General features: G+C 65.4%; 20 protein-coding genes and 1 pseudogene. 9 read left to right on the plus strand and 12 right to left on the minus strand.

Features of this window, described 5'->3' with window-relative positions:
• Nucleotides 1-439 precede the first annotated feature (439 nt).
• From XH96_RS02970 to XH96_RS02990, 5 genes and pseudogenes are all read left to right on the plus strand, one after another.
• Entirely contained in the window at nt 440-1,246 is an 807-nt protein-coding gene (locus XH96_RS02970) for a DUF3108 domain-containing protein (protein ID WP_194394010.1), read from the plus strand.
• A 655-nt stretch (nt 1,247-1,901) separates the two neighbouring features.
• A complete protein-coding gene (locus XH96_RS02975; protein WP_194390983.1) occupies nt 1,902-5,333 on the plus strand; it encodes a helicase-related protein in 3,432 nt (1,143 codons plus the stop codon).
• Nucleotides 5,334-5,456: 123 nt separating this feature from the next.
• Entirely contained in the window at nt 5,457-5,678 is a 222-nt protein-coding gene (locus XH96_RS02980; protein ID WP_246789917.1) for a S4 domain-containing protein, read from the plus strand.
• Nucleotides 5,679-5,809: 131 nt separating this feature from the next.
• Nucleotides 5,810-6,149: pseudogene (fdxA, locus tag XH96_RS02985) on the plus strand (ferredoxin FdxA).
• Nucleotides 6,150-6,493: 344 nt separating this feature from the next.
• Nucleotides 6,494-7,318, plus strand: a complete 825-nt coding sequence (locus XH96_RS02990) for a CarD family transcriptional regulator (RefSeq protein WP_194390984.1) — start codon at nt 6,494-6,496, stop codon at nt 7,316-7,318.
• Nucleotides 7,319-7,611: 293 nt separating this feature from the next.
• On the opposite strand, the gene XH96_RS02995 is transcribed toward XH96_RS02990, so the two are convergent.
• From XH96_RS02995 to cyoA, 7 genes are read right to left on the minus strand one after another with little or no spacing between them, the layout of a single operon-like run.
• On the minus strand, nt 7,612-8,145 hold the full coding sequence (locus XH96_RS02995) for a response regulator transcription factor (protein ID WP_124162758.1): 534 nt from the start codon (nt 8,143-8,145) through the stop codon (nt 7,612-7,614).
• The gene (locus XH96_RS03000; RefSeq protein WP_194390985.1) at nt 8,135-9,538 is read right to left on the minus strand and encodes an ATP-binding protein; all 1,404 of its coding nucleotides are present in this window, start codon (nt 9,536-9,538) and stop codon (nt 8,135-8,137) included. Before XH96_RS03000 ends, XH96_RS02995 begins: the two co-directional genes overlap by 11 nt.
• Nucleotides 9,510-10,361: an SURF1 family protein gene (locus tag XH96_RS03005; RefSeq protein WP_194390986.1), complete on the minus strand. Its 852-nt coding sequence runs from the start codon at nt 10,359-10,361 to the stop codon at nt 9,510-9,512. Before XH96_RS03005 ends, XH96_RS03000 begins: the two co-directional genes overlap by 29 nt.
• Before the next feature lie 13 nt (nt 10,362-10,374).
• A complete protein-coding gene (gene cyoD / locus XH96_RS03010; RefSeq protein ID WP_194390987.1) occupies nt 10,375-10,755 on the minus strand; it encodes a cytochrome o ubiquinol oxidase subunit IV in 381 nt (126 codons plus the stop codon).
• Nucleotides 10,752-11,381, minus strand: a complete 630-nt coding sequence (cyoC, locus tag XH96_RS03015) for a cytochrome o ubiquinol oxidase subunit III (RefSeq protein ID WP_194390988.1) — start codon at nt 11,379-11,381, stop codon at nt 10,752-10,754. The genes cyoD and cyoC overlap by 4 nt, the downstream gene beginning before the upstream one ends.
• Entirely contained in the window at nt 11,382-13,379 is a 1,998-nt protein-coding gene (cyoB, locus tag XH96_RS03020) for a cytochrome o ubiquinol oxidase subunit I (protein WP_194390989.1), read from the minus strand.
• 12 nt (nt 13,380-13,391) lie between these two features.
• Entirely contained in the window at nt 13,392-14,552 is a 1,161-nt protein-coding gene (cyoA, locus tag XH96_RS03025; RefSeq protein WP_194390990.1) for a ubiquinol oxidase subunit II, read from the minus strand.
• 180 nt (nt 14,553-14,732) lie between these two features.
• On the opposite strand from cyoA, the gene XH96_RS03030 reads away from it, so the two are divergent.
• Nucleotides 14,733-16,076 (plus strand): MFS transporter, encoded by a 1,344-nt coding sequence (locus XH96_RS03030; RefSeq protein ID WP_194390991.1) that lies wholly within the window; start codon nt 14,733-14,735, stop codon nt 16,074-16,076.
• A gap of 84 nt (nt 16,077-16,160) precedes the next feature.
• On the opposite strand, the gene XH96_RS03035 is transcribed toward XH96_RS03030, so the two are convergent.
• Together XH96_RS03035 and XH96_RS03040 are read right to left on the minus strand one after the other, a co-directional pair.
• Nucleotides 16,161-17,552 carry a M48 family metalloprotease gene (locus XH96_RS03035; protein ID WP_246789918.1) on the minus strand — a complete coding sequence of 464 codons (1,392 nt, stop codon included), beginning with the start codon at nt 17,550-17,552 and terminating at the stop codon, nt 16,161-16,163.
• Nucleotides 17,553-17,690: 138 nt separating this feature from the next.
• Nucleotides 17,691-18,461: a thermonuclease family protein gene (locus XH96_RS03040; protein ID WP_371739941.1), complete on the minus strand. Its 771-nt coding sequence runs from the start codon at nt 18,459-18,461 to the stop codon at nt 17,691-17,693.
• Between the two features lie 279 nt (nt 18,462-18,740).
• Here XH96_RS03040 and XH96_RS03045 point away from each other — a divergent pair, with 279 nt between their 5' ends.
• The 3 genes from XH96_RS03045 to XH96_RS03055 all read left to right on the plus strand — a co-directional run bounded on the left by XH96_RS03045 (nt 18,741) and on the right by XH96_RS03055 (nt 21,687).
• Nucleotides 18,741-19,946 (plus strand): ABC transporter substrate-binding protein, encoded by a 1,206-nt coding sequence (locus XH96_RS03045; protein WP_194390993.1) that lies wholly within the window; start codon nt 18,741-18,743, stop codon nt 19,944-19,946.
• Nucleotides 19,947-20,143: 197 nt separating this feature from the next.
• Nucleotides 20,144-20,935, plus strand: coding sequence for an enoyl-CoA hydratase (locus XH96_RS03050; protein WP_246789919.1), 792 nt, complete (start codon nt 20,144-20,146; stop codon nt 20,933-20,935).
• Between the two features lie 2 nt (nt 20,936-20,937).
• Nucleotides 20,938-21,687, plus strand: a complete 750-nt coding sequence (locus XH96_RS03055; protein ID WP_194394014.1) for a hypothetical protein — start codon at nt 20,938-20,940, stop codon at nt 21,685-21,687.
• 167 nt (nt 21,688-21,854) lie between these two features.
• On the opposite strand, the gene XH96_RS03060 is transcribed toward XH96_RS03055, so the two are convergent.
• From XH96_RS03060 to XH96_RS03070, 3 genes are read right to left on the minus strand one after another with little or no spacing between them, the layout of a single operon-like run.
• Nucleotides 21,855-22,667 (minus strand): enoyl-CoA hydratase/isomerase family protein, encoded by an 813-nt coding sequence (locus tag XH96_RS03060; RefSeq protein ID WP_194390994.1) that lies wholly within the window; start codon nt 22,665-22,667, stop codon nt 21,855-21,857.
• Nucleotides 22,668-22,708: 41 nt separating this feature from the next.
• Nucleotides 22,709-23,869 carry an acyl-CoA dehydrogenase family protein gene (locus XH96_RS03065; RefSeq protein WP_035675223.1) on the minus strand — a complete coding sequence of 387 codons (1,161 nt, stop codon included), beginning with the start codon at nt 23,867-23,869 and terminating at the stop codon, nt 22,709-22,711.
• An 18-nt stretch (nt 23,870-23,887) separates the two neighbouring features.
• Nucleotides 23,888-24,952, minus strand: a complete 1,065-nt coding sequence (locus XH96_RS03070; RefSeq protein WP_194390995.1) for an acyl-CoA dehydrogenase family protein — start codon at nt 24,950-24,952, stop codon at nt 23,888-23,890.
• Between the last annotated feature and the right edge of the window lie 64 nt (nt 24,953-25,016).

Raw genomic sequence — 25,016 nt, forward strand, 5'->3', positions numbered from 1 at the left:
GTGGTGTCATCGACTTGGTGAGCGGAAAAAGTGTCGGCTATGTCCCCGAACACCCGTCGGTCATGTCCCCGGGCTGAACACTTGACCGGGCGATCCAGTACGCCGAGGCGGCGCGGCTGGGGGCGAGGAGCCGCGGCGTACTGGATGCCCCGGTCGAGCCGGGGCATGACAGCTGAGGGCCGGGAGAGGTGGGCATCCGCGGTTACCGCCCGATCACCAAAACGGCAATGATTGTCGCGCCTTACCATCACATAAAGGGCGTATTCGCCGCCGAAATATCAGGGGGAGTTCCGGGGCGGATACGTCCGGACACATTGTTTGCCGCGTTTTTTTGTTTAAGTAACAGCGCATCGCGCCCCGATTGGATTGTTTCGTGCTTGCAACGCCTCCTTTTGCGCAGAAGCTGCGCTCAGCCCGTCCGCGCCTGGCCGGCTGGCTGATGGTGCTTTGCGCGCTGGCCCTGGCGTGGGGCGCGGTGCCGGCCGCGGCCCAAGGCAAGCTCGAGGCGCAGTATGAGGCCTCGCTGGCGGGCATTCCCGTCGGCAAGGGCGCCTGGAACATCGATATCCAGGACGACGTGTTTTCGGCGGCGGCCGCCGGCGGCACCACGGGGCTGCTGAAGTCCTTCACGGGCGGCTCCGGCACCGGCGCCAGCCAGGGGCGCGTCGTCAACGGCGCGCTGGTGGCGACCGGCTACCAGGCCTCCACCACCACCCAGAAGAAGACCGAAGAGATCCGCATCACCCTCGACAAGGGCAATGTGAAGGATTTCGCGATCCTGCCCGAACCGCCGGTCGATCCGGATCGCATCGTCGTCACCGAGGCGCATCGCCGCGGCGTCTGGGACCCCATGACGGCTTCGCTGCTGCGCGTGCCCGGCAATGGCGATCCCGTCTCGCCGGAGGCCTGCCACAACGGCGCGCCGGTGTTCGACGGCCGCATGCGCTACGACCTCAAGCTCGATTTCAAGCGCATGGAGACTGTGAAGGCGGAGAAGGGGTACAAGGGCCCGGTCGTCGTGTGCTCGCTCTATTTCGTGCCTGTCGCCGGCTACATCCCCGATCGTCCCGTGATCAAATACCTCGCCGCCCAGCGCAACATCGAGATCGCCTTCGCCCCGGTCGCCGGCACCCGCATCCTGGTCCCGTTCTGGCTGAAAGTGCCGACGCCGCTCGGGCCCGCCATGCTGGAAGCCACCAGCTTCATCACCTCGGCCCAGCCCCCGCGCGTCGCCAAGACGCAGTAAAAGCCATAGCGGCGTCCGCGTTTACCCTCCCCTGGAGGGGGAGGGTCGGCGCACAGGGAGCGCAGCGACATGGGCGACGGGGTGGGGTGATCTCTCCCCACGGGCACTGTTCGTGGGAGAAATCACCCCACCCCGCTCGCGCTGCGCGCGATCGACCCTGCCCCTCCAGGGGAGGGTAAGAGAATCTCTGTAAAATCAATGGCTTCCCTACTGTGCATGGGGTTGTTTTCGCACTCTTTGTTTTGGCGCCCCCGATCCGGGAATCCATTTGACTCCTTCCCGATTCTGATTCGACTCCGCGCCGTCCCCAGCTTTAACCGATACGGCCGCTTGTGCGGCGGCCCGAACCTCCATCTAGTGCACAACCAGCACGAGTCCCGCGACATGTTGCGAGAACGGAACGGGACTCAACGGGGAGTCAGCGATTCGGCCGCGATTCGTTCTAGAGTCGTTCCGAAGCTTAAGGCGAACGGGAAAAGCGTCGCAAAGTGAGACAGTTGCGCGGGAATTGGCGAGGACGTTCCCACACCCACGGCGTCATCGCCCGGCTTGCCGCCAGCTCCGCGTTCGGAGACATGGCGGACACCCCGGCGTCGCTCGCCCGCCTCATCCAGCACTGACATTCGCCCCAATCGCCACTACCTAATCCCCAGACATGGCTTTTTCCTCCTCCCCCTTCGCCTCCGAGCGCGCACCGTCCGATCGCGTGCCCGGCGCGGGCGTCACCGCGGTGCTCGGTCCCACCAACACCGGCAAGACCCATCTCGCCATCGAGCGGATGCTCGCGCATCCCTCGGGCATGATCGGCCTGCCGCTGCGCCTGCTCGCGCGCGAGGTCTACAACAAGATCGCCGCCAGGGCCGGCGAGGCCAGCGTCGCGCTCGTCACCGGCGAGGAGAAGATCAAGCCGAAGAACCCGCGCTATTGGGTCTCCACCGTCGAGGCGATGCCGAGGGATCTCGACGTCTCCTTCCTCGCCGTCGACGAGGTGCAGATCGCCGCCGATCTCGAGCGCGGCCACGTCTTCACCGATCGCATCCTCAACCGCCGCGGCCGCGACGAGACGCTGCTCTTGGGCGCCGCCACCATGCGCCCGATCATCGAGCGGCTGCTGCCGGGCGTCTCCATGATCACGCGGCCAAGATTGTCGCAGCTCGAATTCGCCGGCGACCGCAAGATCACGCGCCAGCCGCGCCGCACCGCCATCGTCGCGTTCTCCGCCGATGAAGTCTACGCCATCGCCGAGCTGATCCGCCGCCAGCATGGCGGCGCCGCGGTGGTGCTGGGATCGCTGTCGCCGCGCACGCGCAACGCGCAGGTGGCGATGTTCCAGAACGGCGACGTCGACTATCTCGTCGCCACCGACGCCGTCGGCATGGGCCTCAATCTCGACGTCGACCACGTCGCCTTCGCCTCCGACCGCAAGTTCGACGGCTACCAGTTCCGCCGCCTGACGCCGGCCGAGTTCGCGCAAGTCGCCGGCCGCGCCGGCCGCGCCACCCGCAACGGCACCTTCGGCACCACGGGCCGCTGCGCGCCGTTCGAGCCCGAACTCGTCAACGCGCTGCAGAACCACACCTTCGATGCCGTGAAGGTGCTGCAATGGCGCAATTCGAAGCTGGACTTCTCCTCGCTCGGCGCGCTCCAGGTGTCGCTGAACCTCGCCCCCGGCCACGAGGCGCTGACGCGCGCGCCTGTTGCCGAGGACATGCGCGTGCTCGACCACGCCGCCCGCGACGGCGAGGTGCGCGATATCGCGCATGGCAAGGCCGCCGTGGAACGGCTCTGGGAAGCCTGCCAGGTCCCGGACTACAGAAAACTGTCGCCAGCCGCCCATGCCGAGCTGGTCACGACGCTGTACGGCTTCCTGATGCGGAAGGGCTGCATTCCCGATTCCTGGTTCGAGGCACAGATCACCCAGGCCGACCGCATCGACGGCGACATCGACACGCTGTCGGCCCGAATCGCCCAGATCCGCACCTGGACCTTCGTCGCCAACCGCCCGGACTGGCTGAGAGACCCCGAACGCTGGCAGGGGATCGCGCGGGAGGTCGAAAATAAATTATCGGATGCGCTCCATGAACGCTTGACTGAGCGTTTCGTTGATCGCCGGACCAGTGTATTGATGCGCCGCCTGCGGGAGAACACGAGCTTGAATACTGAAATCGGCAAGACCGGCGAAGTCATCGTCGAAGGCCATGTCATCGGCCGCCTCGACGGCTTCACCTTTGCACCGGATGCGGCGGAAGCAGGCTCCGATGCGAAAGCCTTGCAGGCCGCAGCGCAAGCGGTGCTCGCCGGCGAGATCAACGCGCGGGCCGAGAAGCTCGGCAACGCGCCGGACGAGCAGTTCGTGCTGACCTCGGAGGGCATCATCCGCTGGACCGGCGATGCCGTGGCGCGGCTGTCTGCCGCAGACGACGCGCTGCATCCGCGCATCCGCATCATCTCCGACGAGCGCCTGACCGGCGCCCCCCGCGACAAGGTGCAGGCGCGGCTCGAGCTCTGGGTCAAGACGCATATCGAAAAGCTGCTCGGGCCGATGTTCGAGCTGTCGAAGGCCGAGGACGTCACCGGCATTGCCCGCGGCATCGCCTATCAGCTGGTCGAGGCGCTCGGCGTGCTCGAGCGCCCGAAGATCGCGAACGAGCTGAAGGATCTCGACCAGTCCTCGCGCGCCGTGCTGCGGAAATATGGCGTCCGTTTCGGCGCCTACCACATCTATTTCCCCGGCCTGCTCAAGCCCGCCGCACGCGCGCTCGCTGCGCTGCTCTGGGCGCTGAAGCAGGACAATGTCGATCTCTCCGCGCTCTCGGGCGCGCAGCATCTGGCGTCGTCGGGCCGCACCTCGTTCCCGGTCGACAAGCAGCTGCCGCGCGATGCCTATCGCGTGCTCGGCTACAAGCAGGCCGGCGAACGCGCCGTGCGCGTCGACATCCTGGAGCGGCTGGCCGATCTGATCCGCCCGGCGCTGGCCTGGCGCGAGAACTCGCCCGGCGAAAAGCCCGCCGGCGCCTTCGACGGCCGCAGCTTCGTGGTCACGCAGGCGATGACCTCGCTGACCGGATCGGCCGGCGAAGACTTCGCCTCCGTGCTGCGCGCGCTCGGCTATCGCATGGAGAAGCGTCCGCCGCTGCCGCCAAAGCCGGTCGTTGCCGAAACGGTTGCGGCCGAAACGGTCGCGGCCGAAACGCCGCCCGCCGAGGGCAGCGCGGAGACATCGACCGAGACCGCGGCGGAGGCTGTTGCCGGCCTGCCGGCGGAGACGACCGTCTCCACCGAAGCCGCTGACCAGTCCGTGACGGTCGAAGACGCGCCCGGCATGGAGCCGCACGACGAGCCCGCCCATGAGGAGCCGGCGCTCGAAGCCGCTCCCGAGACCCCTGTCACGCCCGAAGATGCCCCCGGCATCGCGCCGCCGGCAGAAGAGGCTGCGACGTCCCCCGAGGCTCCCGGTCTCGAAGCCGCTGCCGCCGAGACGGCCGCGACCGAAGCTGCGGCAGCGCTAGAGGCTGCCGCGCTAGAGGCTGCCGCGCCCGAGGCGGCAGTCGCGCCCGCAGAGCCCGAACTGGTCGAGGTCTGGCGCCCGGCCGGCCGTCACGAGGATCGCAAGCCGCGCCACGAGCGCCATCGCCACCAGCGTCACCACAATCAGCGCCCGCAGGCGGCGGCTGAAGCTGGCGCGGCCGCACCCGGCGAAGCCGCCGAGGGCGCCAAGCCAGGCGAGCGCCATCGTCACGGCGGCGGTCGCCGCGATGGCGGCAGGGACTTCCGCAAGCCGCGCGAAGGCGGTGCGGACGGCGCGCCGCGTCCCGAGGGCCGCGACGACAGGAATCGTCGTTTCGAGGGCAAGGGCGGCGACAAGGATCGCAACCGCGACAAGGGCAAGTTCGGCGGAGACCGCGACAAGGGCCGCGACAACCGTGGCCGTGATCGCGACAAGGGCCGCGACCGCCAGGGCGGTCCGTCGCTCCGTCCCTACGCCTCGAGCGCAGGCCCCCGCGAGCGCGACCGTCCGGCCGATCCGAACTCGCCCTTCGCCAAGCTCGCCGCGCTGAAGGAGCAGCTGTCCGGCCGGAAGGAGTAACGTCGCGTTTTCAGGCAAAATGCGGAGCTGTCGCGCGAAGACATTGCGTCAGAAGGAGCAAGGAGTAGAGTCACGACGACCGAGCGGCAGCGCCTCGACAAATGGCTGTGGCATGCGCGGGTGGTGAAGGCGCGCACCTCCGCCGCCGAGCTCGTTATCACCGGCCATGTCCGCATCAACGGCGCGCGCGAGACCTCGCCGGGGCATGCCGTCAAGATCGGCGACGTGCTCACCATCGCGCTCGATCGCACGGTGCGCGTCCTGAAGGTGACGGGCTTCAACGAACGCCGCGGCGATGCCGCCTCGGCACGGGTGCTCTACCAGGAGCTCGGGACGCGCAATTAATTGCGCATTGTATTCATTTCTTGGTCGATCAAATGCGCAAAGCCGTCATGATCGGCCTTCCCGATCTTGCGGTGCCGGGCCATCCGCGCTACGCAAGCCGCGACTTTTAAAAGAGCTTTTCGGAGCGTTGGATGACTTACGTCGTCACTGAAAACTGCATCAAGTGCAAGTACACCGACTGCGTCGAGGTCTGCCCGGTCGACTGGCTTCTACGAGGGCGACAACATGCTGGTCATCCACCCCGACGAGTGCATCGATTGCGGCGTGTGCGAGCCGGAATGCCCCGCCGACGCCATCAAGCCAGACACGGAACCGGGCCTGGAAAAGTGGCTCCAGGTCAACGCCGACTACGCCAAGAGCTGGCCCAACATCACCCAGAAGAAAGAATCGCCCGCCGACGCCAAGGAATTCGACGGTATGGAAGGCAAGTTCGAGAAATATTTTTCTCCGAATCCGGGCTCAGGGGACTAATTCGGCCCCAAACTTAACCCTAATAGCGGCGCTGCCACCGAAAACCAGCCCTGAAGACCCCTAAATCATTGATTTTTGCGGGAAATGTGCTATATTGGGCACATTAAGCCGAACCCCGTCAGCCCGTTTGGCCCCTCTGGGTTCCCGTGAAACCAAATGTCGAACAGGGGCGTGGCAGTTTCCGCGCGCAGGCTGTGTCACAGAAAACGCGTAAAAAGAGTACTTCAGCGAGGGCTTCCCATAAGGAGGCCAAAAAAGTCGCCGCGGCCAGCCGTAGCGCATCCAAGGGTCGGACCGCGACGAAGGCGCCGGCTGCAAAGTCCTCGAAGAACAAAAGAAGCGCAATGCCTAACAAGACTGCCAAACCGGCCGCGAAAGCGACCGCCGCCAAGCCTGCTGCTGCCAAGCCTGTGACTGCAAAGCCGGTAACGGCCAAGGCTCCCGCTGCCAAGCCCGCGACGAAGGCCCCTGTTGCTGCTGCGCCTGCCAAGGCTCCCGCGGCGGTGAAGCCGGCTGCCAAGCCCGCTGCCGCGCCGAAGGTCGAGGAAAAGAAGGTCGTGACCCAGCGTCAGGGCTTCAAGGCCAACGAATTCGTCGTCTATCCCGCTCACGGCGTCGGCCAGATCCTGGCCATCGAGGAGCAGGAGATCGCCGGTGCGAAGCTTGAGCTGTTCGTCATCAACTTCATCAAGGACAAGATGACGCTGCGCGTGCCCACCGCCAAGGTCGCCAATGTCGGCATGCGCAAGCTGTCCGATCCGGCGCTGGTCAAGAAGGCGCTCGAGACGCTCAAGGGCCGCGCCCGCGTCAAGCGCACCATGTGGTCGCGCCGCGCCCAGGAATACGAAGCGAAGATCAATTCGGGCGACATCGTCGCGATCGCGGAAGTCGTGCGCGACCTCTATCGCTCGGAGTCGCAGCCGGAGCAGTCCTACAGCGAACGTCAGCTCTACGAAGCGGCGCTCGACCGTCTCTCCCGCGAGATCGCGGTGGTGCAGCACTCGACCGAGACCGAAGCGGTCAAGGAGATCGAAGCCCAGCTCGCCAAGAGCCCGCGCCGCACCAGTGCCAAGGCAGAAGCCGCCGACGGCGAAGCCGACACGGATGCCGAGGGCGAGACCGACGACACCGATGGCGACGACACCACCGTCGCCGACGAGGCGGCGTAAACCGCTTCGTTCCGCGCAAGCCATCAAGAGCCCGGCCATTCGGCCGGGCTTTTTGTCTGGGTTCGTAGGGTGGGTCAGCCGTGCGATTGCGCGAAGCGCAAGCGCGTGGCGTAACCTACCGCTTCTGTTGCGGCGGAGACGAAAGTTGGTGGGCTAACCCACCCTCGTTCTCGCTTCATCGCGCCGGAGGCGAGAGCCCGGAATCCATTCACCCACCGTCTCTGTCGCCCGATGGATTCCAGGCTCGTGCTGCGCACGCCCCGGAATGACAGCGGTGAGAAATTGGTGAGGGCTCACTTCACCGGCCGCTTCTCGAGCTTCCTTGCCAGCGTCCGCCGGTGCATGCCCAGCCGTCGTGCCGCTTCCGAGATGTTGAACTCCGTCTCGATCAGGGTCTGGTGGATGCGCTCCCATTCCAGCGTCTTGATCGAGGTCGGCCGCGCGTCGAGCGCGACCTCGGCATTGCCCTCGGCCTTGTTGAAGGCGGCTTCGATGTCATCGGTGTTCGACGGCTTTGCCAGATAGTGGCATGCGCCCAGCTTGATCGCTTCGACGGCGGTGGAGATGCTGGCAAAGCCGGTCAAAACCACGATCAGCATGTCCGGATCGTGCGTGTGCAAGAGCTCGACGCAGGCGAGGCCGGAGGCGCCGCCGAGCTTGAGGTCGACCACGGCGTGGCCGAATGAGCGTTGCTCCAGCACCTGGCGCACCTCCTCGATCGAGGCGGCGAGCACGACCTCGTAGCCGCGGCGCTCGAACGAGCGCTTCAGCGTACGCGCGAAGCCGGCATCGTCCTCGACGACAATGAGCGAACGGTCAGGCGTCAAAATTTCCTCCGATCGCGAGCGTTGCGAGCGGCAACGTCAGGCGCACCGTGGCGCCGCGCTTCCTGTGGTTCTCGGCGGTCACGGTGCCCCCCAATTTGCGTACGACGTTCACCACCAGGAACAGGCCGAGCCCGCCGCCGGCGCGCCCCTTGCTCGAGTGGTAGGGCTTGCCGAGCTGCGCCAGCATCTCCGGCGCAAAGCCCGGGCCGCGGTCGCTGATCGACAGCACGAGATTGTCGCCTTCGCGCTCGGCCACGAGCTCGACCCAGTCGCGCGAGACCTCATAGGCATTGTCGAGCACGTTGAAGATCACCTGCTTCAACGCGACGTCGGAGACGATCGCGACGTCCTCGCCGAACGTATTGACGAAGTAGAGCGTGCGTGCCGAGCGCGCGTCGCGCCACTCCTCCACTAGCGCGGTCACGAACGCCGTCACGGTCGTCGGCGAGGAGCCTTCGCCGCGTGCTTCGCCCGCCGACACCAGGATGCCGGTCACGATCGATTTGCAGCGCTGCAGCGAGGTCTCCATTTCCGCAAGATCCTCGGCAAGCTCCTGGTCGGCGGCGAGATCCGGCATGCGACGCCAGTCGCTGAGGATCACCGAGAGCGAGGCCAGCGGCGTGCCGAGCTCATGTGCCGCGCCGGAGGCGAGCAGGCCCATGCGCACGATGTGGTCCTGCTCGGCGGCATGCTGACGCAGCGCCGCCAGATGCGCATCGCGCTCGCGCAAATTCCTGTTGATGCGGGTGACGAACACCACCAGCAGCACGGCGTTGAGCATGAAGCCGAGCAGCATGCCCGTTACGGTGAGGGTATAGGTCTCGCTCAGCGGATTGGGCGGCAGGTCGAGCGGCCGGTGGGCCAATGTCAGCCAGACGAAGCTCGCGCAGCTCAGCGCGACCAGCGACCATGTCGAGCGGGCATCGAGCAGCACCGCGCCCAGCGTCACCTGGAGCAGGAACAGCGAGGTGAAGGGATTGGTGGCGCCGCCGGACAGGTAGAGCTGCGCGGTCAGCGCGGCGACGTCCAGCATCAGGGCGACCAGGAGTTCGTTATTGGTGATCGCGGCGCGATGGCGCACCCAGACCAGGCTGGACACGTTGAGCAGCACCAGCGCGCCGATGACCGCACCCATCCGCTCCAATGGCAGGGGGATGCCGAGACCAAAATGCACGGCGCCGATGGTCACGATCTGGCCGACCACCGCGGTCCAGCGCAGCTGGATCAACAGCGCCATGTTCTTGCGGTTGGTCTCGTCGTCGGTCGGAGCAGTGCCGATCAGCTCGCTGCGCGCATCGGCCTGCGACTGCAGCGTGACGGCGAGCCCGTCACGCGCAAGCGTCTGGGAAAGCGTTTTCCCGTCGTCAGGTCGGCTCGACGATCGTTCCAGCATCTGATCCCGTCCTGCGGGCAACGGCATCCGAGCCGCCGGCCCCTTCGTGGACGAAGCGCTTGCGGCGGAACAGCCCGCCGCCGAATGTGACGAAGAGTTTACCGGCCAGCATGAAAGCCAGGGCAAACCACGTCAGCGCGTAGATCAGGTGGTTATTGGGAAAGCGGATCACGGTCAATCCGCCGATCGGACCACCGGCGATTTGTGATCCGGCGTCGGCATCGACGAAGAAGGGCGCGACGTCGTGAAGGCCGCGTGCCGCCGCAATCGCGGCGACGTCGCGTGAGTACCAGCGGTTGTGCTGGGGCGCGTTGTCCCGGAGAAATCCGCCCTTCGGCTCCGTCATGCGGATCAGGCCGGTGATCTCGACCTGGCCGTCGGGATTGCCGCCCCTGCGCGTCGATGCGTCGCGCCGCTCGGACGGCACGAAGCCCCGATTGATCAGCACCAGCGTGCCGTCGCTGCGCTTCAGCGGCGTCAGCACCCAATAGCCCGGGCCTTCCTCGGTGACGGCCTGAACCAGAGTCTCTCGGTCATGCAGGAAGCGGCCGCTGACGCTGACGTGCCTGTATTCGTCGTTCGCGGCGCTGATGGCGGGCCATGACGCGGGCGAGGGAACCGGCTGCGCCGGGGCATGAACGCGCTGCTCGACACGGTCGATCAGCGCCAGCTTCCAGGCCCGGCGCTCGATCTGCCAGACGCCGAGCGCGATCAGAACGACAAAGGCGATGAGCAAGAGGGCCGTGAGCCACAAGGAAGGGGCGCGCACAGCCTCGCTGCGCTCCTCCCCTGGCTTGCTCGTCACGGTCCGGGTCTTGCTCACTTCGGAGCCTCGCTCAGTTCATTCCCGGCATCTGGTGCACCGGCATCATGTTGCTGTTGAGGTGGCTCATCACCCACAGCGAACCGGACAGCGCGATCACCACCATCACGATGGTGAAGATCAGCGCCATCATGCTCCAGCCGTTCTCGGAGGACGTGTTCATGTGCAGGAAGTAGATCATGTGCACGACGATCTGCACGACCGCGAAGGCCATGATGACCAGCGCGGTGATCTGCTTGCTCGGAAGCGCCCCGCTCATCACCAGCCAGAACGGGATCGCGGTGAGCACCACCGAGAGCACGAAGCCGAGCAGATAGGTCGAGAACGTGCCGTGGGCGTGGCCGTCGCCGTGGTGATGATGGTCCGCGTGAGCGGCGTGGGTATCGGTGTTCATCGCAGAACTCCCAGGAGATAGACGAAGGTGAAGACGCCGATCCAGACCACGTCAAGGAAGTGCCAGAACATCGACAGGCACATCAGGCGGCGGCGGTTGGCCTCGATCAGGCCGAACTTCTGGACCTGCACCATCAGGGTCACGAGCCAGATCAGGCCGCACGAGACGTGCAGGCCGTGGGTGCCGACCAGGGTGAAGAAGGCCGACAGGAAGGCGCTGCGCTGCGGTGTGGCGCCTTCGTGGATCATGTGGGCGAACTCGGTGAGCTCGATGCCGATGAACGCGGCGCCGAACAGGCCGGTGATCGCCAGCCACATCTGGGTCTGGGCGACCTTGTTCTGCTGCATCGTCAGCATGGCAAAGCCATAGGTGATCGACGACAGCAACAGCATCGAGGTGTTCACCGCGACCAGGTTCAGGTCGAACAGGTCCTTCGGGGCGGGGCCGGCGGCATAATTGCCGCCGAGCACGCCGTAGGTGGCGAACAGGATCGCGAAGATGAGACAGTCGCTCATCAGGTAGATCCAGAAGCCGAGCGGGGTGCTCCAGCCTTCCGGATGCGGATGTTCGTCGGCGAGATAGAAGACCGGCTCGCCGGTTTGCGAGGGATTGACAGCGACAGTCATTTACTTGGCTCCGGCGAGCAGTTTGGTGCGCGCGTCCTCCGTCCGGATGATGTCTTCAGCCGGAATGTCGAAGTCGCGGTGATAGTTGAAGGTATGGCCGATCCCGACGGCGAGCATCGCGATGAAGCTCGCAGCCGCCAGCCACCACATGTACCAGATCAGGCCGAAACCCATCGCGGTGGCGAGGCCGGCGAGGATGATGCCGGTGCCGGTGCTAGCAGGCATGTGGATCGGCTTGAACCCGGTGAGCGGACGCTGGTAACCGCGCTTCTTCATGTCCCACCACGCGTCATTGTCGTGAACGACGGGGGTGAAGGCGAAGTTGTAGTCCGGCGGGGGCGAGGAGGTCGCCCATTCCAGCGTACGCGCGTCCCAGGGATCGCCGGTGACGTCCTTGAGCTGCTCGCGCTTGAGCAGGCTGACCGCGAACTGCATCAGCATGGAGAGGATGCCGATGAAGATGAAGAGGGCACCGATCGCGGCGATGACGAACCAGATCTGCAGCGAGGGATCTTCGAACACGCGCAGGCGGCGGGTCACGCCCATCAGGCCGAGCACGTAGAGCGGCATGAAGGCGAGATAGAAGCCGGTGACCCAGAACCAGAACGACATCTTGCCCCAGAACGGATCGAGCTTGAAGCCGAACGCCTTCGGGAACCAGTAGTTGATGCCGGCGAACGCGCCGAACACCACGCCGCCGATGATCACGTTGTGGAAGTGCGCGATCAGGAACAGGCTGTTGTGCAGGACGAAGTCGGCCGGCGGCACCGCGAGCAGAACGCCGGTCATGCCGCCGATCACGAAGGTCAGCATGAAGGCGATCGTCCACATCATCGGCAGTTCGTAGCGGATGCGGCCGCGATACATCGTGAACAGCCAGTTGAACATCTTCGCGCCCGTCGGGATCGAGATGATCATCGTGGTGATGCCGAAGAACGAATTGACGCTGGCGCCCGAACCCATCGTGAAGAAATGGTGCAACCACACCAGGTACGACAGGATGGTGATGACGACCGTGGCGTAGACCATGGAGGTGTAGCCGAACAGCCGCTTGCCCGAGAAGGTCGAGGTGACCTCGGAGAAGATGCCGAAGGCGGGGAGAACCAGGATGTAGACCTCGGGGTGGCCCCAGATCCAGATCAGGTTCACGTACATCATCGGGCTGCCGCCGAAATCGTTCGTGAAGAAGTTGGTGCCGACGTAGCGGTCGAGCGAGAGCAGCGCGAGCACGACGGTCAGGACGGGGAAGGAGGCGACGATCAGGACGTTGGTGCAGAGCGAGGTCCAGGTGAACACCGGCATCTTCATCATCGTCATGCCGGGGCAGCGCAGCTTGACGATGGTGCAGATCAGATTGATGCCGGATAGCGTCGTTCCGACGCCGGCGACCTGCAGCGCCCAGATGTAATAGTCCACGCCGACATCGGGACTGTAGCCGATGTTCGAGAGCGGCGGATAGGCCAGCCAGCCGGTGCGGGCGAATTCGCCGATGAACAGCGAGGCCATCACCAGCACCGCGCCGCCGACCGTCATCCAGAAGCTGAAATTGTTCAGGAACGGGAACGACACGTCGCGTGCGCCGATCTGGAGCGGCACGACATAGTTCATCAGGCCCGTGACCAGCGGCATCGCCACGAAGAAGATCATGATCACGCCGTGGGCGGTGAAGACCTGGTCGTAGTGATGGGCGTTGAGATAGCCTTCGGAGCCGCCAAAGGCGAGCATCTGCTGGCCGCGCATCATCAGCGCGTCGGCGAAGCCGCGCAGCAGCATCACGATGCCGAGGATCATGTACATGATGCCGATGCGCTTGTGGTCCACCGTGGTGAACCACTCGCGCCAGAGATAGCCCCAGAGACGGAAATAGGTGAGGCCGCCGAGCAGCGCGGCGCCGCCGAGCGCGACCACCACGAAAGTGCCGACGACGATCGGCTCGTGCAGCGGCAGTGACTCGAAGGTGAGCCGGCCGAAGATGAGCTTGAGAAAATCAGGAGACATGCTGGATCTCTACTAGGAGTCTGACTTCGGACGCTGTCCGAGGAAGAAGGACGAGGACTTGAGCGGCGTGAACGACGGCCGCTTCAGACCGGCGCCGATGAGCGGCATGGTGTCGGTCGGGGCCGTGATCGAGGCGGTGGTCTTGCCCTGCGGCGCATCCGGCGTGCAGGTGCCGGCGACGAAGCTCGGCTCCGGCCCAAACGCGGTGCCGCGGCGGGCGTATTTGTCGTAGGCCAGCGGCAGCGTGTTGTTCAGGCCCTGATGGCCGGCTCCGCCCTTGGCGTCGATCGCCATCATCTCGCTCTGGCACATCTTGCCGGTCTCGACGCACATGTTGAGGATCAGGCGGTAGAGATCGGCATCGACGGTGCCCCAGCGGCGCACCGGCTCGTTCTGGCTGGGCTTTTCGAGCTGGAGATATTCGGCGCGGCCGAGCGAGCCGCCGGCCGACTTGGCGCTGGCGATCCAGGCGTCAAAGCCCGTGTCGTCGAGGCCCTTGAAGTTGAAGTGCATGCCGGAGAAGCCGGCGCCGCTGTAATTCGCCGAGAACCCCTTGTAGGTGCCGGGGTGGTTGACGACGGCGTGGAGCTTGGTCTCCATGCCCGGCATTGCGTAGATCTGGCCGGCGAGCGCAGGGATGTAGAACGAGTTCATCACCGAGGAGGCGGTGATGCGGAAGTTGATCGGACGATCGACGGGCGCGGCCAACTCGTTGACGGTCGCAACGCCGTAGCCCGGATAGATGAAGAGCCACTTCCAGTCGAGCGCGACGACATCGACCTCGAGCGGGGCCTTGGCCTGGTCCACGGCGCGGTCGGCATGAATGCGGCCGAGCGTGCGGTACGGATCGAGCAGATGGGTGCCCATCCAGGTCAGCGCGCCCAGGCAGACGATGATCAGCAGCGGCGCCGACCAGATCACCAGCTCGAGCTTGGTCGAGTGGTCCCATTCCGGCTCGTAGCGAGCGGCCGTGTTGGACTGGCGATAGCGCCAGGCGAACAGCGCCGTCAGCGCCATCACGGGGAGGACGATCAGGAGCATCAGGACGGTGGAGATGATGACGAGGTCGCGCTGCTGGGCAGCGATGTCGCCGGCTGGCGCCAGCACGACGTAGTTGCAGCCGCTGAGCGCGACTGCCAGGGGTAGTAGCGCCAGGATCTTGAGACGAGACACGGGCCGAGCCTTTGAGAATGAGTTTCCTTTGCGGGGGCAACGGGTAGCTGCGACGCAACAATCCGGACATTGGACAATTTGTCCAATGTTGCGGTGCGGGATGTTGGGACAGACAGAACCGGATTGCCTGGCTTCAGCCGGGCGGTCGGCTTTGGTTTTCAGGACGTTAAGGGCGCACGAATGGCGACGGCACAGACCCCCGCAATGGCAGACCTCCACACGGGCGAGCACGGCCATGACCAGGCCAGTCCCGGCGAGATCGCTATCGGCGTCATCATCGGCCGCACCTCGGAATTCTTCGACTTCTTCGTCTACGCGATCGCCTCGGTGATCGTGTTCCCGCGCCTGGTGTTTCCATTCGCGAGCGAACTGACCGGCACCCTCTATTCGTTCATGATCTTCGCGCTGGCCTTCATGGCCCGGCCGATCGGCACCGTCATTTTCATGACGATCGACCGGGAATACGGCAAGACGGCCAAGCTGATCTCGGCGCTGTTCCTGCTCGGCACCGCTACCGTCGCGCTCGCGTTCCTGCCCGGCTATCACGAGATCGGCGTTGCCGCGATCTGGCTGCTGGCGCTGGCGCGCATCGCCCAGGGTCTGGCCTGGGGCGGCGCCTGGGACGGCATGGCTTCGCTGCTGGCGCTGAATGCACCGGCCTCCCAGCGCGGCTGGTACGCGATGGTGCCGCAGCTCGGGGCGCCGCTCGGCCTGATCGTGGCGAGCGCGCTGTTCGCCTATTTCGCCGGCCTGCTCTCGGCCGATGATTTCTTCGACTGGGGCTGGCGCTATCCGTTCTTCGTCGCCTTCGCCATCAACGTCGTGGCGCTGTTCGCGCGCCTGCGCATGGTGACGACGGAAGAATACGCCACGCTGTTCGAGACCCGCGAGTTGCAGCCCTCGCGCATCTCCGAGACTGTCGCGCGCGAAGGCCAGAACATCATGCTCGGTGCGTTCGCGCCGCTGGCGAGCTTCGCGCTGTTCCACATGGTCACAGTGTTTCCGCTGTCCTGGGTGTTCCTGTTCACCCGCGAGAGCCCGGTGCGCTTCCTGATCATCGAGATCGTCGCCGCCGTGTTCGGCGTCGCCGCGATCGTGATCTCCGGCATCATCGCCGACCGCGTCGGCCGCAAATCGCTGCTGATGGGATCGGCGATCGCGATCGCGATCTATAGCGGCTTTGCCCCGCAGCTGCTCGATGCCGGCGCGTTCGGCGAGACCATCTACATGGTGATCGGCTTCATCCTGCTCGGCCTGTCCTTCGGCCAGTCCTCCGGCGCGATCGCCTCGAACTTCCGGCAGACATACCGCTACACGGCTTCGGCATTGACCTCGGACATGGCCTGGCTGTTCGGCGCCGGCTTTGCCCCGCTGGTGGCGCTGCTGCTCGCAACCAATCTCGGCGTCATCGCTTCGGGTGCGTATCTGCTCTCGGGCGCGTTCTGGACCCTGCTCGCGCTCTGGCTCAGCGGCCAGCGCGAGGCCGGCGACATGGACGCGGGCGGCAAGGCCGGCAACGCATAGCCATCCGGGCTTCAACGATTGCCGCGGAGAATGGTGGGCACGCTTGCGCTTTGCCCACCCTACAGTTGCTGCGCTTAGCGCACGTCAATCCGCCACGATCTTTACGCGATCGCGCACCTTCACCTGGGCGGTGCGATCGAGGCCGTTCAGCACGCGGAAGCGCTCGGCGGGATGATCGACGCCGGCCATGCGGTGGGAGAGTGATTCCACGGTATCGCCGGGCTGCACGGTGATGACCTTGATGCGCAGCGGGCGCGCAGCCTGGATCTCTTCGAGTGTCAGGCGACGGAACGAGTTGACGGTCTCGCGCGCGTTGCGATCGCTCTCGGTCGACCTCTGCCGCGTCGCGAAGATGAAGCGGTAGACGTCGCTTCCGAAGCGCAGCGCATAGACCTTGAACTGCCACTGATCGCCCTTGGCGGTCGCGGACGCTGCCGGAAACCCGTTGATCGTGAGGTCCTCGGTCGACGCCTTCTCGACGCCTTCCATCCAGCCCGAATTCAGGTAGTCGCCGAGCGACTGTTCGGCCGGCACGCGCACCACGTCGAAGCGCATCGCCTGCGCGCCGCCCTCGCGCACGCCGATCACGGCCTGCGCGGTGTTGTCGAGCGTGAAATTGTCCGGCGCCTGGAAGGTGAAGCCGAGCTTCGGATGCAGGAAACGCCGGCCGCGGACGAAGCCTTCGCTGGGATCTTCGCCATAGACGAGGTTGTCGATCGCGGCGAGATAGCTTTCGCGGTCGCGCTCGGCACCCTCCGGCGCCGTGTATTGCCGCGCGATGTTCTGCGCGTTCTGCACGCGTTCCGGGGTTGCCGGGTGCGACGAGGTGAAATCCTGCGCGCGCGGATCGAGCGAGCTCTTGCCGGCCTTCAGCTCGGCATTGCGCTCCATCGCCGAGAGGAAGCGCGCCGCGCCATAGGGATCGAAATGTGCCTTGGCGGAAATGCCGACCCCGATGCCGTCGGCCTCGATCTCCTGCTTGCGCGAGAAACTCGCCATGGTGAGCTTGGTCTTGGCCAGCGCCAGCGCGGTGAGATCGGGATCGTTGCTCATGTCGGTGACGACGCGGGTGACGATCGCGGCCTGGCGGGCCTGGTCCTCGCGCATCGCGGCGTGCTTGGACAGCACATGCGCCATCTCGTGGCTGAGCACGGAAGACAATTCGGAGGTGTCGCTGGCGAGCGCGAGCAGGCCGCGCGTGACATAGAGTTGGCCGTTCGGCAGCGCGAACGCGTTCACCGCGCCGGAATTGAGGATGGTGACCTTGTAGCCCTGATCGGGGCGGTCGGAAGCCGCGACCAGCCGGTCGACGGTCTTGCTGACCAGCGCCTCGAGCTTGGGATCGTCATAGGTGCCGCCATAGCTCGCCAGGATGCGCTCGTGCTCCTTCTCGGTGGCGGGGGTTTGCGCCACGGCGGGCTTCGGCTTTGGGAGCACGACGGTCGCCGGGGTCGCCGCGGTCTGGAACCGGCCCATATCGCCACAACCGGCGAGAGTAGCCGCGCCCAGAACAAGGCACAGCGCGGCCGGCGCCGCCCGCAGGCGGCGGCGTTCAACCCGTACGTGCCGTTCTAGCACCCCATCCACGTCGCTTAACCCGTGCCTGGCCTGATCTTAAGGCCCTACCCCTGTCGGCTCGTTTGCGCCCAGCAACTCGACCTGCCCCACGAGGCGCACATCGATGCGCGGCCCCGTACTCCCCTCAACCCAGCCCCGAACTCGAATACGTCGATTCTCCAAGGACTTAAGGCTGATACCGGCACCTTCGAACACCGGCAGCGTGCGCTTTGAAATAGTCACGGCAAAGCCACGTGTCCAGTTTCGTCCGAAGTTGAGGTAGGTCGTTGCCCCAGCTTGCCGGACCGACAGGACTTTGCCCTCGACCACCGTAAAACGCCCGATCTCGGCCAAAATATCGTCCGGACTTTCCGCGTTTTTTATGGCCGACGGGTCAGCCCAGCTGCCCATTTTTTGCCGCCGTGCCGCGGCTTCTGACGCCATCAGGGCGGCCGCGCAGTCCTTGTCCGCGATCTCGGCGGAGACCATGGCATCGCCGCGGGCGAGCAGCGTCGCCTGCACCGGGGTGTCGCTTCCGCCGACGAAGACCAGCGCCCCCTGGCGGCCGTAGCGATCGGGCGTGTCGTCAGCGCTTCGCAGCGTCACGTCGCGGCCGGAGAGCAGCGATGCCAGCGCCTGCTTCGTCGCGGCTGTCGGCTCGATCCCGCTAAGGCGAATTTCGCGGCCGTCGTCGAGACGCACGCTGCGCGCATCGACGATCGCGGCAACGCGGCCTTCGTCCTGGGATTCGAACTGGCACGGATTGGCGAGCGCGGTGCTTCTCGCGACGAGAAGACATGCGACGATGAGATGAAGCAGTCGCGTCACGTGACCCGGAGAGGTTGCGTTGCGGGCGGATCATAACTCAAGCGTCGTGAGCCGCGAAGAGTCTTCCTCGCAAGGACGGCGCGGAGGCGCATGTCCGCATCTCACCATTCCGCTTTGCGGAAAACGCGCGCGGCAATCGTGTGCTCTCAACACCCGCATGCGTGCTGCGCTGTTGCGCATGCGGCAGGATTGCGGCAATAGCGAGAGCGAACAGCTATCACCAAGAGCAATAACCAAGCCGCCATCAGAGTACGGCGCGATAAAGGGAGATCGTTTTCGATGAAGAGACTTTTGCCTGGCATTTTTGCCGCCGCTTTTGCATTGAGTGCAAGCGCCGCGCAGGCTCAGGACAAGCCGCCGCTGAAGATCGGCGGCATCCTCGACATGTCGAGCCTGTATGCCGACATCACCGGCCCCGGCAGCGAGACTGCGGCCAAAATGGCGGTCGAGGATTTCGGTGGCGAGGTGCTCGGGCGCAAGATCCAGGTGCTGGCGGCCGACCATCTCAACAAGGCCGATCTCTCCGCCAACATCGCCCGCGACATGCTCGACAACCAGGGCGTCGAGATGATCTACGACGTCGCGGCCTCCGCGACCGCGCTTGCCGCCGGCGAGATCGCGAAAGCACGCAACAAGATCATCATGTTCAACGGCCCGGGCTCGATCCGTCTCACCAACGAGGCCTGCGGTCCCTACACCGTGCACTACGTGTTCGACACCTACGGCCAGGCCAACGTGACCGGCCTTGCGGCTGTGAGGTCGGGTCTCGACACCTGGTTCTTCCTCACCGCCGATTACGCCTTCGGCCAGGACCTGGAGAAGGACACCAGCAGCGTCGTGACCAAGACCGGCGGCAAGGTGCTCGGCAGCGTGCGCCATCCGCTCAACACGTCGGATTTCTCCTCGTTCCTGCTGCAGGCCCAGGCTTCCAAAGCCAAGGTCATCGGACTCGCCAATGCCGGCGGCGACACCGTCAACGCGATCAAGCAGGCGGCCGAGTTCGGCATCACCAAGGGCGGACAGAAGGTCTCGCCGCTGCTCGCCTTCGTCTCCGATATCGATTCGATCGGGCTCGAGACCGCGCAGGGCCTGTTGCTGGCCGAGGCATTCTACTGGGACCTCAACGACGACACGCGCGCCTTCTCGAAGCGCTTCATGGAGCGCACCAAGCGGGTGCCGACCTCGGCGCAGGCCGGTGTCTATTCCTCCGTCACACACTACCTGAAGGCCGTGAAGGCGGCCGGCACGACCGATGCCGCGGCGGTGATCAAGGTGATGAAGGAGACGCCGATCAACGACTTCTTCGCCAAGAATGGCAAGATCCGCGAGGACGGCCGCATGATTCACGACATGTACCTGTTCGAGGTGAAGAAGCCGTCGGAGTCCAAGGGCCGCTGGGACGATTACAAGCTGCTCGCCACGGTGCCCGGCGCCGAGGCGTTCCAGCCGCTCGAACAGTCGCGCTGCCCGCTCGTGAAGAAGTGACGGCGTGAGTCGTCGTGACGACGAGCGCCCCCAACAATAGGTGGTCATCCCGGGACGCGCGTAGCGCGAGCTATGGTGCGCAATTGCGCACCTGAGGATCCATCGGGCGTCAGTAACGGTTGAGCAATGGATTCCGGGCTCGCGACTTCGTCGCACCCCGGAATGACGGAGGTAGACAACAACAAGGGAGACGTCCTGTGAGCAACGACATGGTTCTGCAGAAGCTTGAAGGCGGGCTGCTCACCATCACGATGAACCGGCCGGAGCGGAAGAACGCGCTCAACCCTGACATGGTCGCCGGGCTGGTCGAAGCGGCGCGGCGCGCGGCCGACGATCCCGAGGTGCGGGCGGTGCTGTTCAAGGGCGCGGGCGGCTCCTTCTGCGTCGGCGGCGACGTCAAGTCGATGGCGGCAGGGCGCGCACCGCTGCCGTTCGAGCAGAAGCTTGCGAATCTCCGCCGCGGCATGGAGGTCTCGCGCATCCTGCACCAGATGCCAAAGCCCGTGGTGGCGCAGCTCGATGGCGCCGCGGCCGGCGCCGGCCTGTCGATGGCGCTGTCCTGCGATCTGCGTATCGCCAGCGAATCCTGCAAGATCACCACCGCATTCGCCAAGGTCGGATTCTCCGGCGACTACGGCGGGACCTATTTCCTGACGCAACTGCTCGGCAGCGCGCGGGCGCGGGAGCTCTATCTGATGTCGCCGGTGCTCACGGCCAGGGAAGCGCATGCGATCGGCATGGTGACGAAGGTCGTGCCCGACGCCGAGATTGACGCGGCGGCGCACGAGCTTGCGCTGTCGCTGGCGCAGGGCCCGTCGATCGCGCTCGGCTTCATCAAGCGCAACATCAACAATGCCGAGCATCTGGCGCTGGAGGACTGTTTCGACGGCGAGGCGATCCATCACACCCGCTGCGGCGACACCGAGGATCACAAGGAGGCCGCCAAGGCCTTCGTCGAGAAGCGCAAGCCGACCTTCAGGGGCGCATGACCATGGCGCCCTATATGCGGCTGCGGCAGATCTGTCTGGTCGCGCCGCAGCTCGCGCCCGTGATCTCGGACATCGCGGAGATCATGGGCCTTTCCGTCTGCTATCGCGACGGTAATGTCGCGAAATACGGTCTGGAGAACGCGCTGCTCCCGGTCGATACGATTCTGCTCGAGGTGGTGGCGCCCTTCAAGGAAGGCACCACGGCCGGCCGCTTCATCGAGAAGACCGGCGGCCGCGGTGGCTACATGGCGATCTTCTGCTGCAACGATCCGGACGAGCGCGGCCGCAACGCCAATGCGCTCGGCGTGCGCACCGCCAACGTCATCGACCATGCGCCCTATCACGGCGTGCAGCTCCACCCGCGCGACTGCCGCGCCGCCTTCATTGAGTTCAACCACACCGAAGGCAGCGACGATAGTCTGGGCCCCTATCCGCCGGCGGGACCCGACTGGCAAAAATTCATCCGCAAGGATGTGACGCAGGCGCTCACCATCGTGGAGATGCAGAGCCCGGACCCGGCGGGGCTGGCGCAGCATTGGGGCAGGATCATCGGTATTGCGCCGACGAGCGATGCCGAACTGAAGCTACCCAACGCAACCTTCCGCTTCGTCCAGGGCGCCAGCGAAATCATGAGCGCGCTGGAGTTTCGCGTGGCTGATGCTGCACGTGTGCTGCATGCAGCGCGGGCGAAAGGGCACGCGGTCGCAGGGAATGAGTTCCTGCTGGGCGGCGTGACGTTCCGCTTGAGCTGATTGCGTTCAAGCCCTCTCCCCCTGTGGGAGAGGGTGGATCGGCGCGTAGCGGCGAGACGGGTGAGGGGCTCTCTCCGCGCACTCAATAGAGATTGCCTTGCGGAAACAGACCCCTCATCCGGCGCTTCGCGCCACCTTCTCCCACAAAGGGAGAAGGAAGAAAGCGGCTACCTTCCCCTAAAATTCGCCGCGCGCCGCTCTTCCGTCGCCTTCACGCCTTCCTTGAAATCCTCCGTCGCGCGCAACCTGGTCTGCTCGGCGAGCTCGTGGTTGGTCGCGGCCATGACGCGGTCGGCGAGGCCGGCGCGCATGGTGGCGCGGGTGGAGAGCAGGCCGAGCGGGGAGCATTCGGCGATCTCGCCAGCGAGCTTCATCGCGGCCGGTTTCACCTGGTCCTGCGGCACCAGCTCATTGGCGAGGCCCCACTTGTAGGCCTCCTCGCCGGTGACGCGGCGGCTGGTGTAGAACATCAGCTCGGCGTTGTTCTTGCCGATCAGCTCCGGCAGCGTCACGGTCAGGCCGAAGCCGGGATGAAAGCCGAGCTTGGTGAAGTTCGCGGAGAAACGCGCCTCGGGGCAGGTGACGCGGAAGTCGGCGGAGACCGCGAGCCCAAGTCCGCCGCCGATGGCCGCGCCCTGGACGGCGGCGACGATCGGCTTCTTGGCGCGGAAGATGCGCACCGCCTGGATGTAGAGATGGTTGATCGGGCCGAGGCTGTCGGCCGGGTCGCCCTTCTTGTCGGCCTCGCGCGCTTCCTGCGCCTGCCGCGCCGGATCTCCAAAATTAGCGCCGGCGCAGAACGCCTTGCCCTGTGCGGAAAGAACGGAGCTGCGGATCTCGATGTCGCGGTCGAACTCCTCGAGCGCATCCGCGATCTGGTTGATCAGCGAGATGTCGAAGAAGTTGAGCGGCGGCCGGCGGATCTCGATGGTGCCGACATGCCCGACCTTCTCGACGCCGATATCTTTATAGGTGCTCATGATGATCCTCGATTGAATTAGCGCAAGCCAGATCCGCGCGACTAGCGCAAGCCAAGTCCGCGGGCGATGATGCCGCGCAGCACCTCCGTGGTGCCGCCCTGAATGGTGAGCTTTGGCGCGGTCTTGATGGCGAAGTCGAGCTGCCGCTCCAGCGTCTCGCGGTTGCTCGCGGTCTCCTCGACGAAGGCGGCGAGATCGCGCACGCGGTGTGGAAGCTGCTGCTCCCAGACCGTGCCGATGTCCTTGACGATGGACGCTTCGACCACCGGCTCCTTGCCGGCTTCCAGCATGCCGGCCACCGAGACCGACATGCGCCGCATGGTGTGCAGCTGCGCGACGAGGCGCCCGATGCCTTCGGCGCTGCGCGTATCCGGATTGGGACCGACGGCGCGGACGAGCTCGGTCAGCACGTAATAGGTCTCGAGGAAGCGCTCGGGGCCCGAACGCTCATAAGCGAGCTCGCTCGTCGCCTGCTTCCAGGCGCCGTCGACCTCGCCGAGCACATGATCGTCCGGAATGAAATGGTCGGTGAAGACGACCTCGTTGAACTCGTATTGGCCGGTGATCTGGCCGATCGGGTTCACCTTGATGCCGGGCTGCTTCATCTTGACCAGGAACTGGGTCAGGCCGTGGCGGCGGTTCTCCTTGGTCGGCGGCGAGGTGCGGAAGATCGCGATCATGTAGTCGGCGATGTGCGCCGACGAGGTCCAGATCTTGGTGCCGTTGATGAGATAGCCGCCGTCGGTCCTGGTCGCGCGCGTCTTCGCGGCGAACAAATCTGAGCCCGAGTTCGGCTCGCTCATGCCGATGGCAAAGCAGATCTCGCCGCGGCAGATGCGCGGCAGGATATCCATCTTGATGTGCTCGGGCGCGTATTTCAGCAGCACCGGCCCGCTCTGGCGGTCGGCGACGAAGAAGCGCCGCGTCGGCGCGTTGGCGACGCGCATCTCCTCGGTCACGACGTAGCGTTCGAGGAAGGAGCGTTCCTGCCCGCCATATTTCTTCGGCCAGGTCATCCCGAGCCAGCCCTTGGCGCCGACCCTGCGGGAAAATTCCGGCGCGTCGGTGTCCTCGCGGTTGGGTTTGTGCGGATCGAAGGTGCCGGCGGCGATTTCCTCGGCGAGGAAGGCGCGCACTTCCTTGCGCAGCTGTTCGCACTTCTCCGGCAGGCGGATCGGATCGAAACGGAGGGCAGCGGTCATTGTTGTCTCGTCTCCTGATCAGCGCGACGCCACGAGCGGCCACAATTCGTCGGCGCCGCGGTTTGTGACCAGCTTGCCGAGCTCGACGGCCCAGTAGCTCTCCGAGCCGAAATCGTCGCGCCAGGCCAGCGCCCGCAGCGAATAGCGGTGCAGGATGTGCTCCATGGTGAAGCCGATCGCGCCGTGGACCTGATGGGCGATGCCGCCGCCTTTCTCGGCGGCTTCCGCGCAGCGGATCTTGGCGGAGGCGGCTTCGAGATAGACCTCGTCGTTGAAGGATCTTGCGTTGGCGATCGCGTCGGCGGCCGACGTCGCCGCCGCAAGCGCCGCGGCGGATTCGCCGGCAAGGCGCGCGAGATTGTGCTGCACCGCCTGGAATTTCGAGATCTTCTTCTCGAAGGCGACGCGCTCGTTGGAATAGCGCACGGAGATATCGAGCATCGATTCCAGTGCGCCTGCGATCTGAAGGCTGCGTGCGACGCCGCCCATCAGCATCAGGATGGTTTGGTCGAAGCCATTCGGCGCGGGCTTGATGGTGATGGGCTGGACCTTGTCGAGCGTCACGGTGTCGCTGTGGTCGTAGCCGACATTGAGGCCAGCCTCGATCCGCGCCCTGGCCGCATCGACCAGCGCGATGGAAACACCGTCCCTGCCATGCGCCAGCACCGCGAAGTGCTTCGCTGTCTTCGCGAACGGCACGCCGCGCGCACGGCCGGAGAGCGCGCCATCGGTATCGACGCTGATGCGGTCCTTCGGCGAAGCCGGCAGCACCGTCATCTCGCCTTCTGGCGATGAGATCCTGGCCTGCGCCAGCAGCCACCCCGCCAGCATGGTCTCGGCCAGAGGCACCGCGACCGCGAAACGGCCGGCGGCGTTCAGCAGTGCAAAGCCATCGGCAAGGCTCGCGCCGGAGCCGCCGAGATCATCGGGCACCCAGGACAATGGAAGGCCGGCCTCGCTCAGCGCCCGCCACAGCGGCGCCTGCCACGAATCCTTCCTGTCGTTGTTGATGGTTTGCGGATCGGCGAGATCGGCGAAGATTTTCTCCGCGGTCTCGACGACGATATTGTCACTCTCCGCCACAGCGTTCCCCGTGTCTTGCCATTGGCGCGTCCCGTTCCGTAGGCGGGTGCGCGGTCTCTTCTTG

The organism is Bradyrhizobium sp. CCBAU 51765, from assembly GCF_015291725.1.
Taxonomy (GTDB): Bacteria; Pseudomonadota; Alphaproteobacteria; order Rhizobiales; family Xanthobacteraceae; genus Bradyrhizobium; species Bradyrhizobium liaoningense.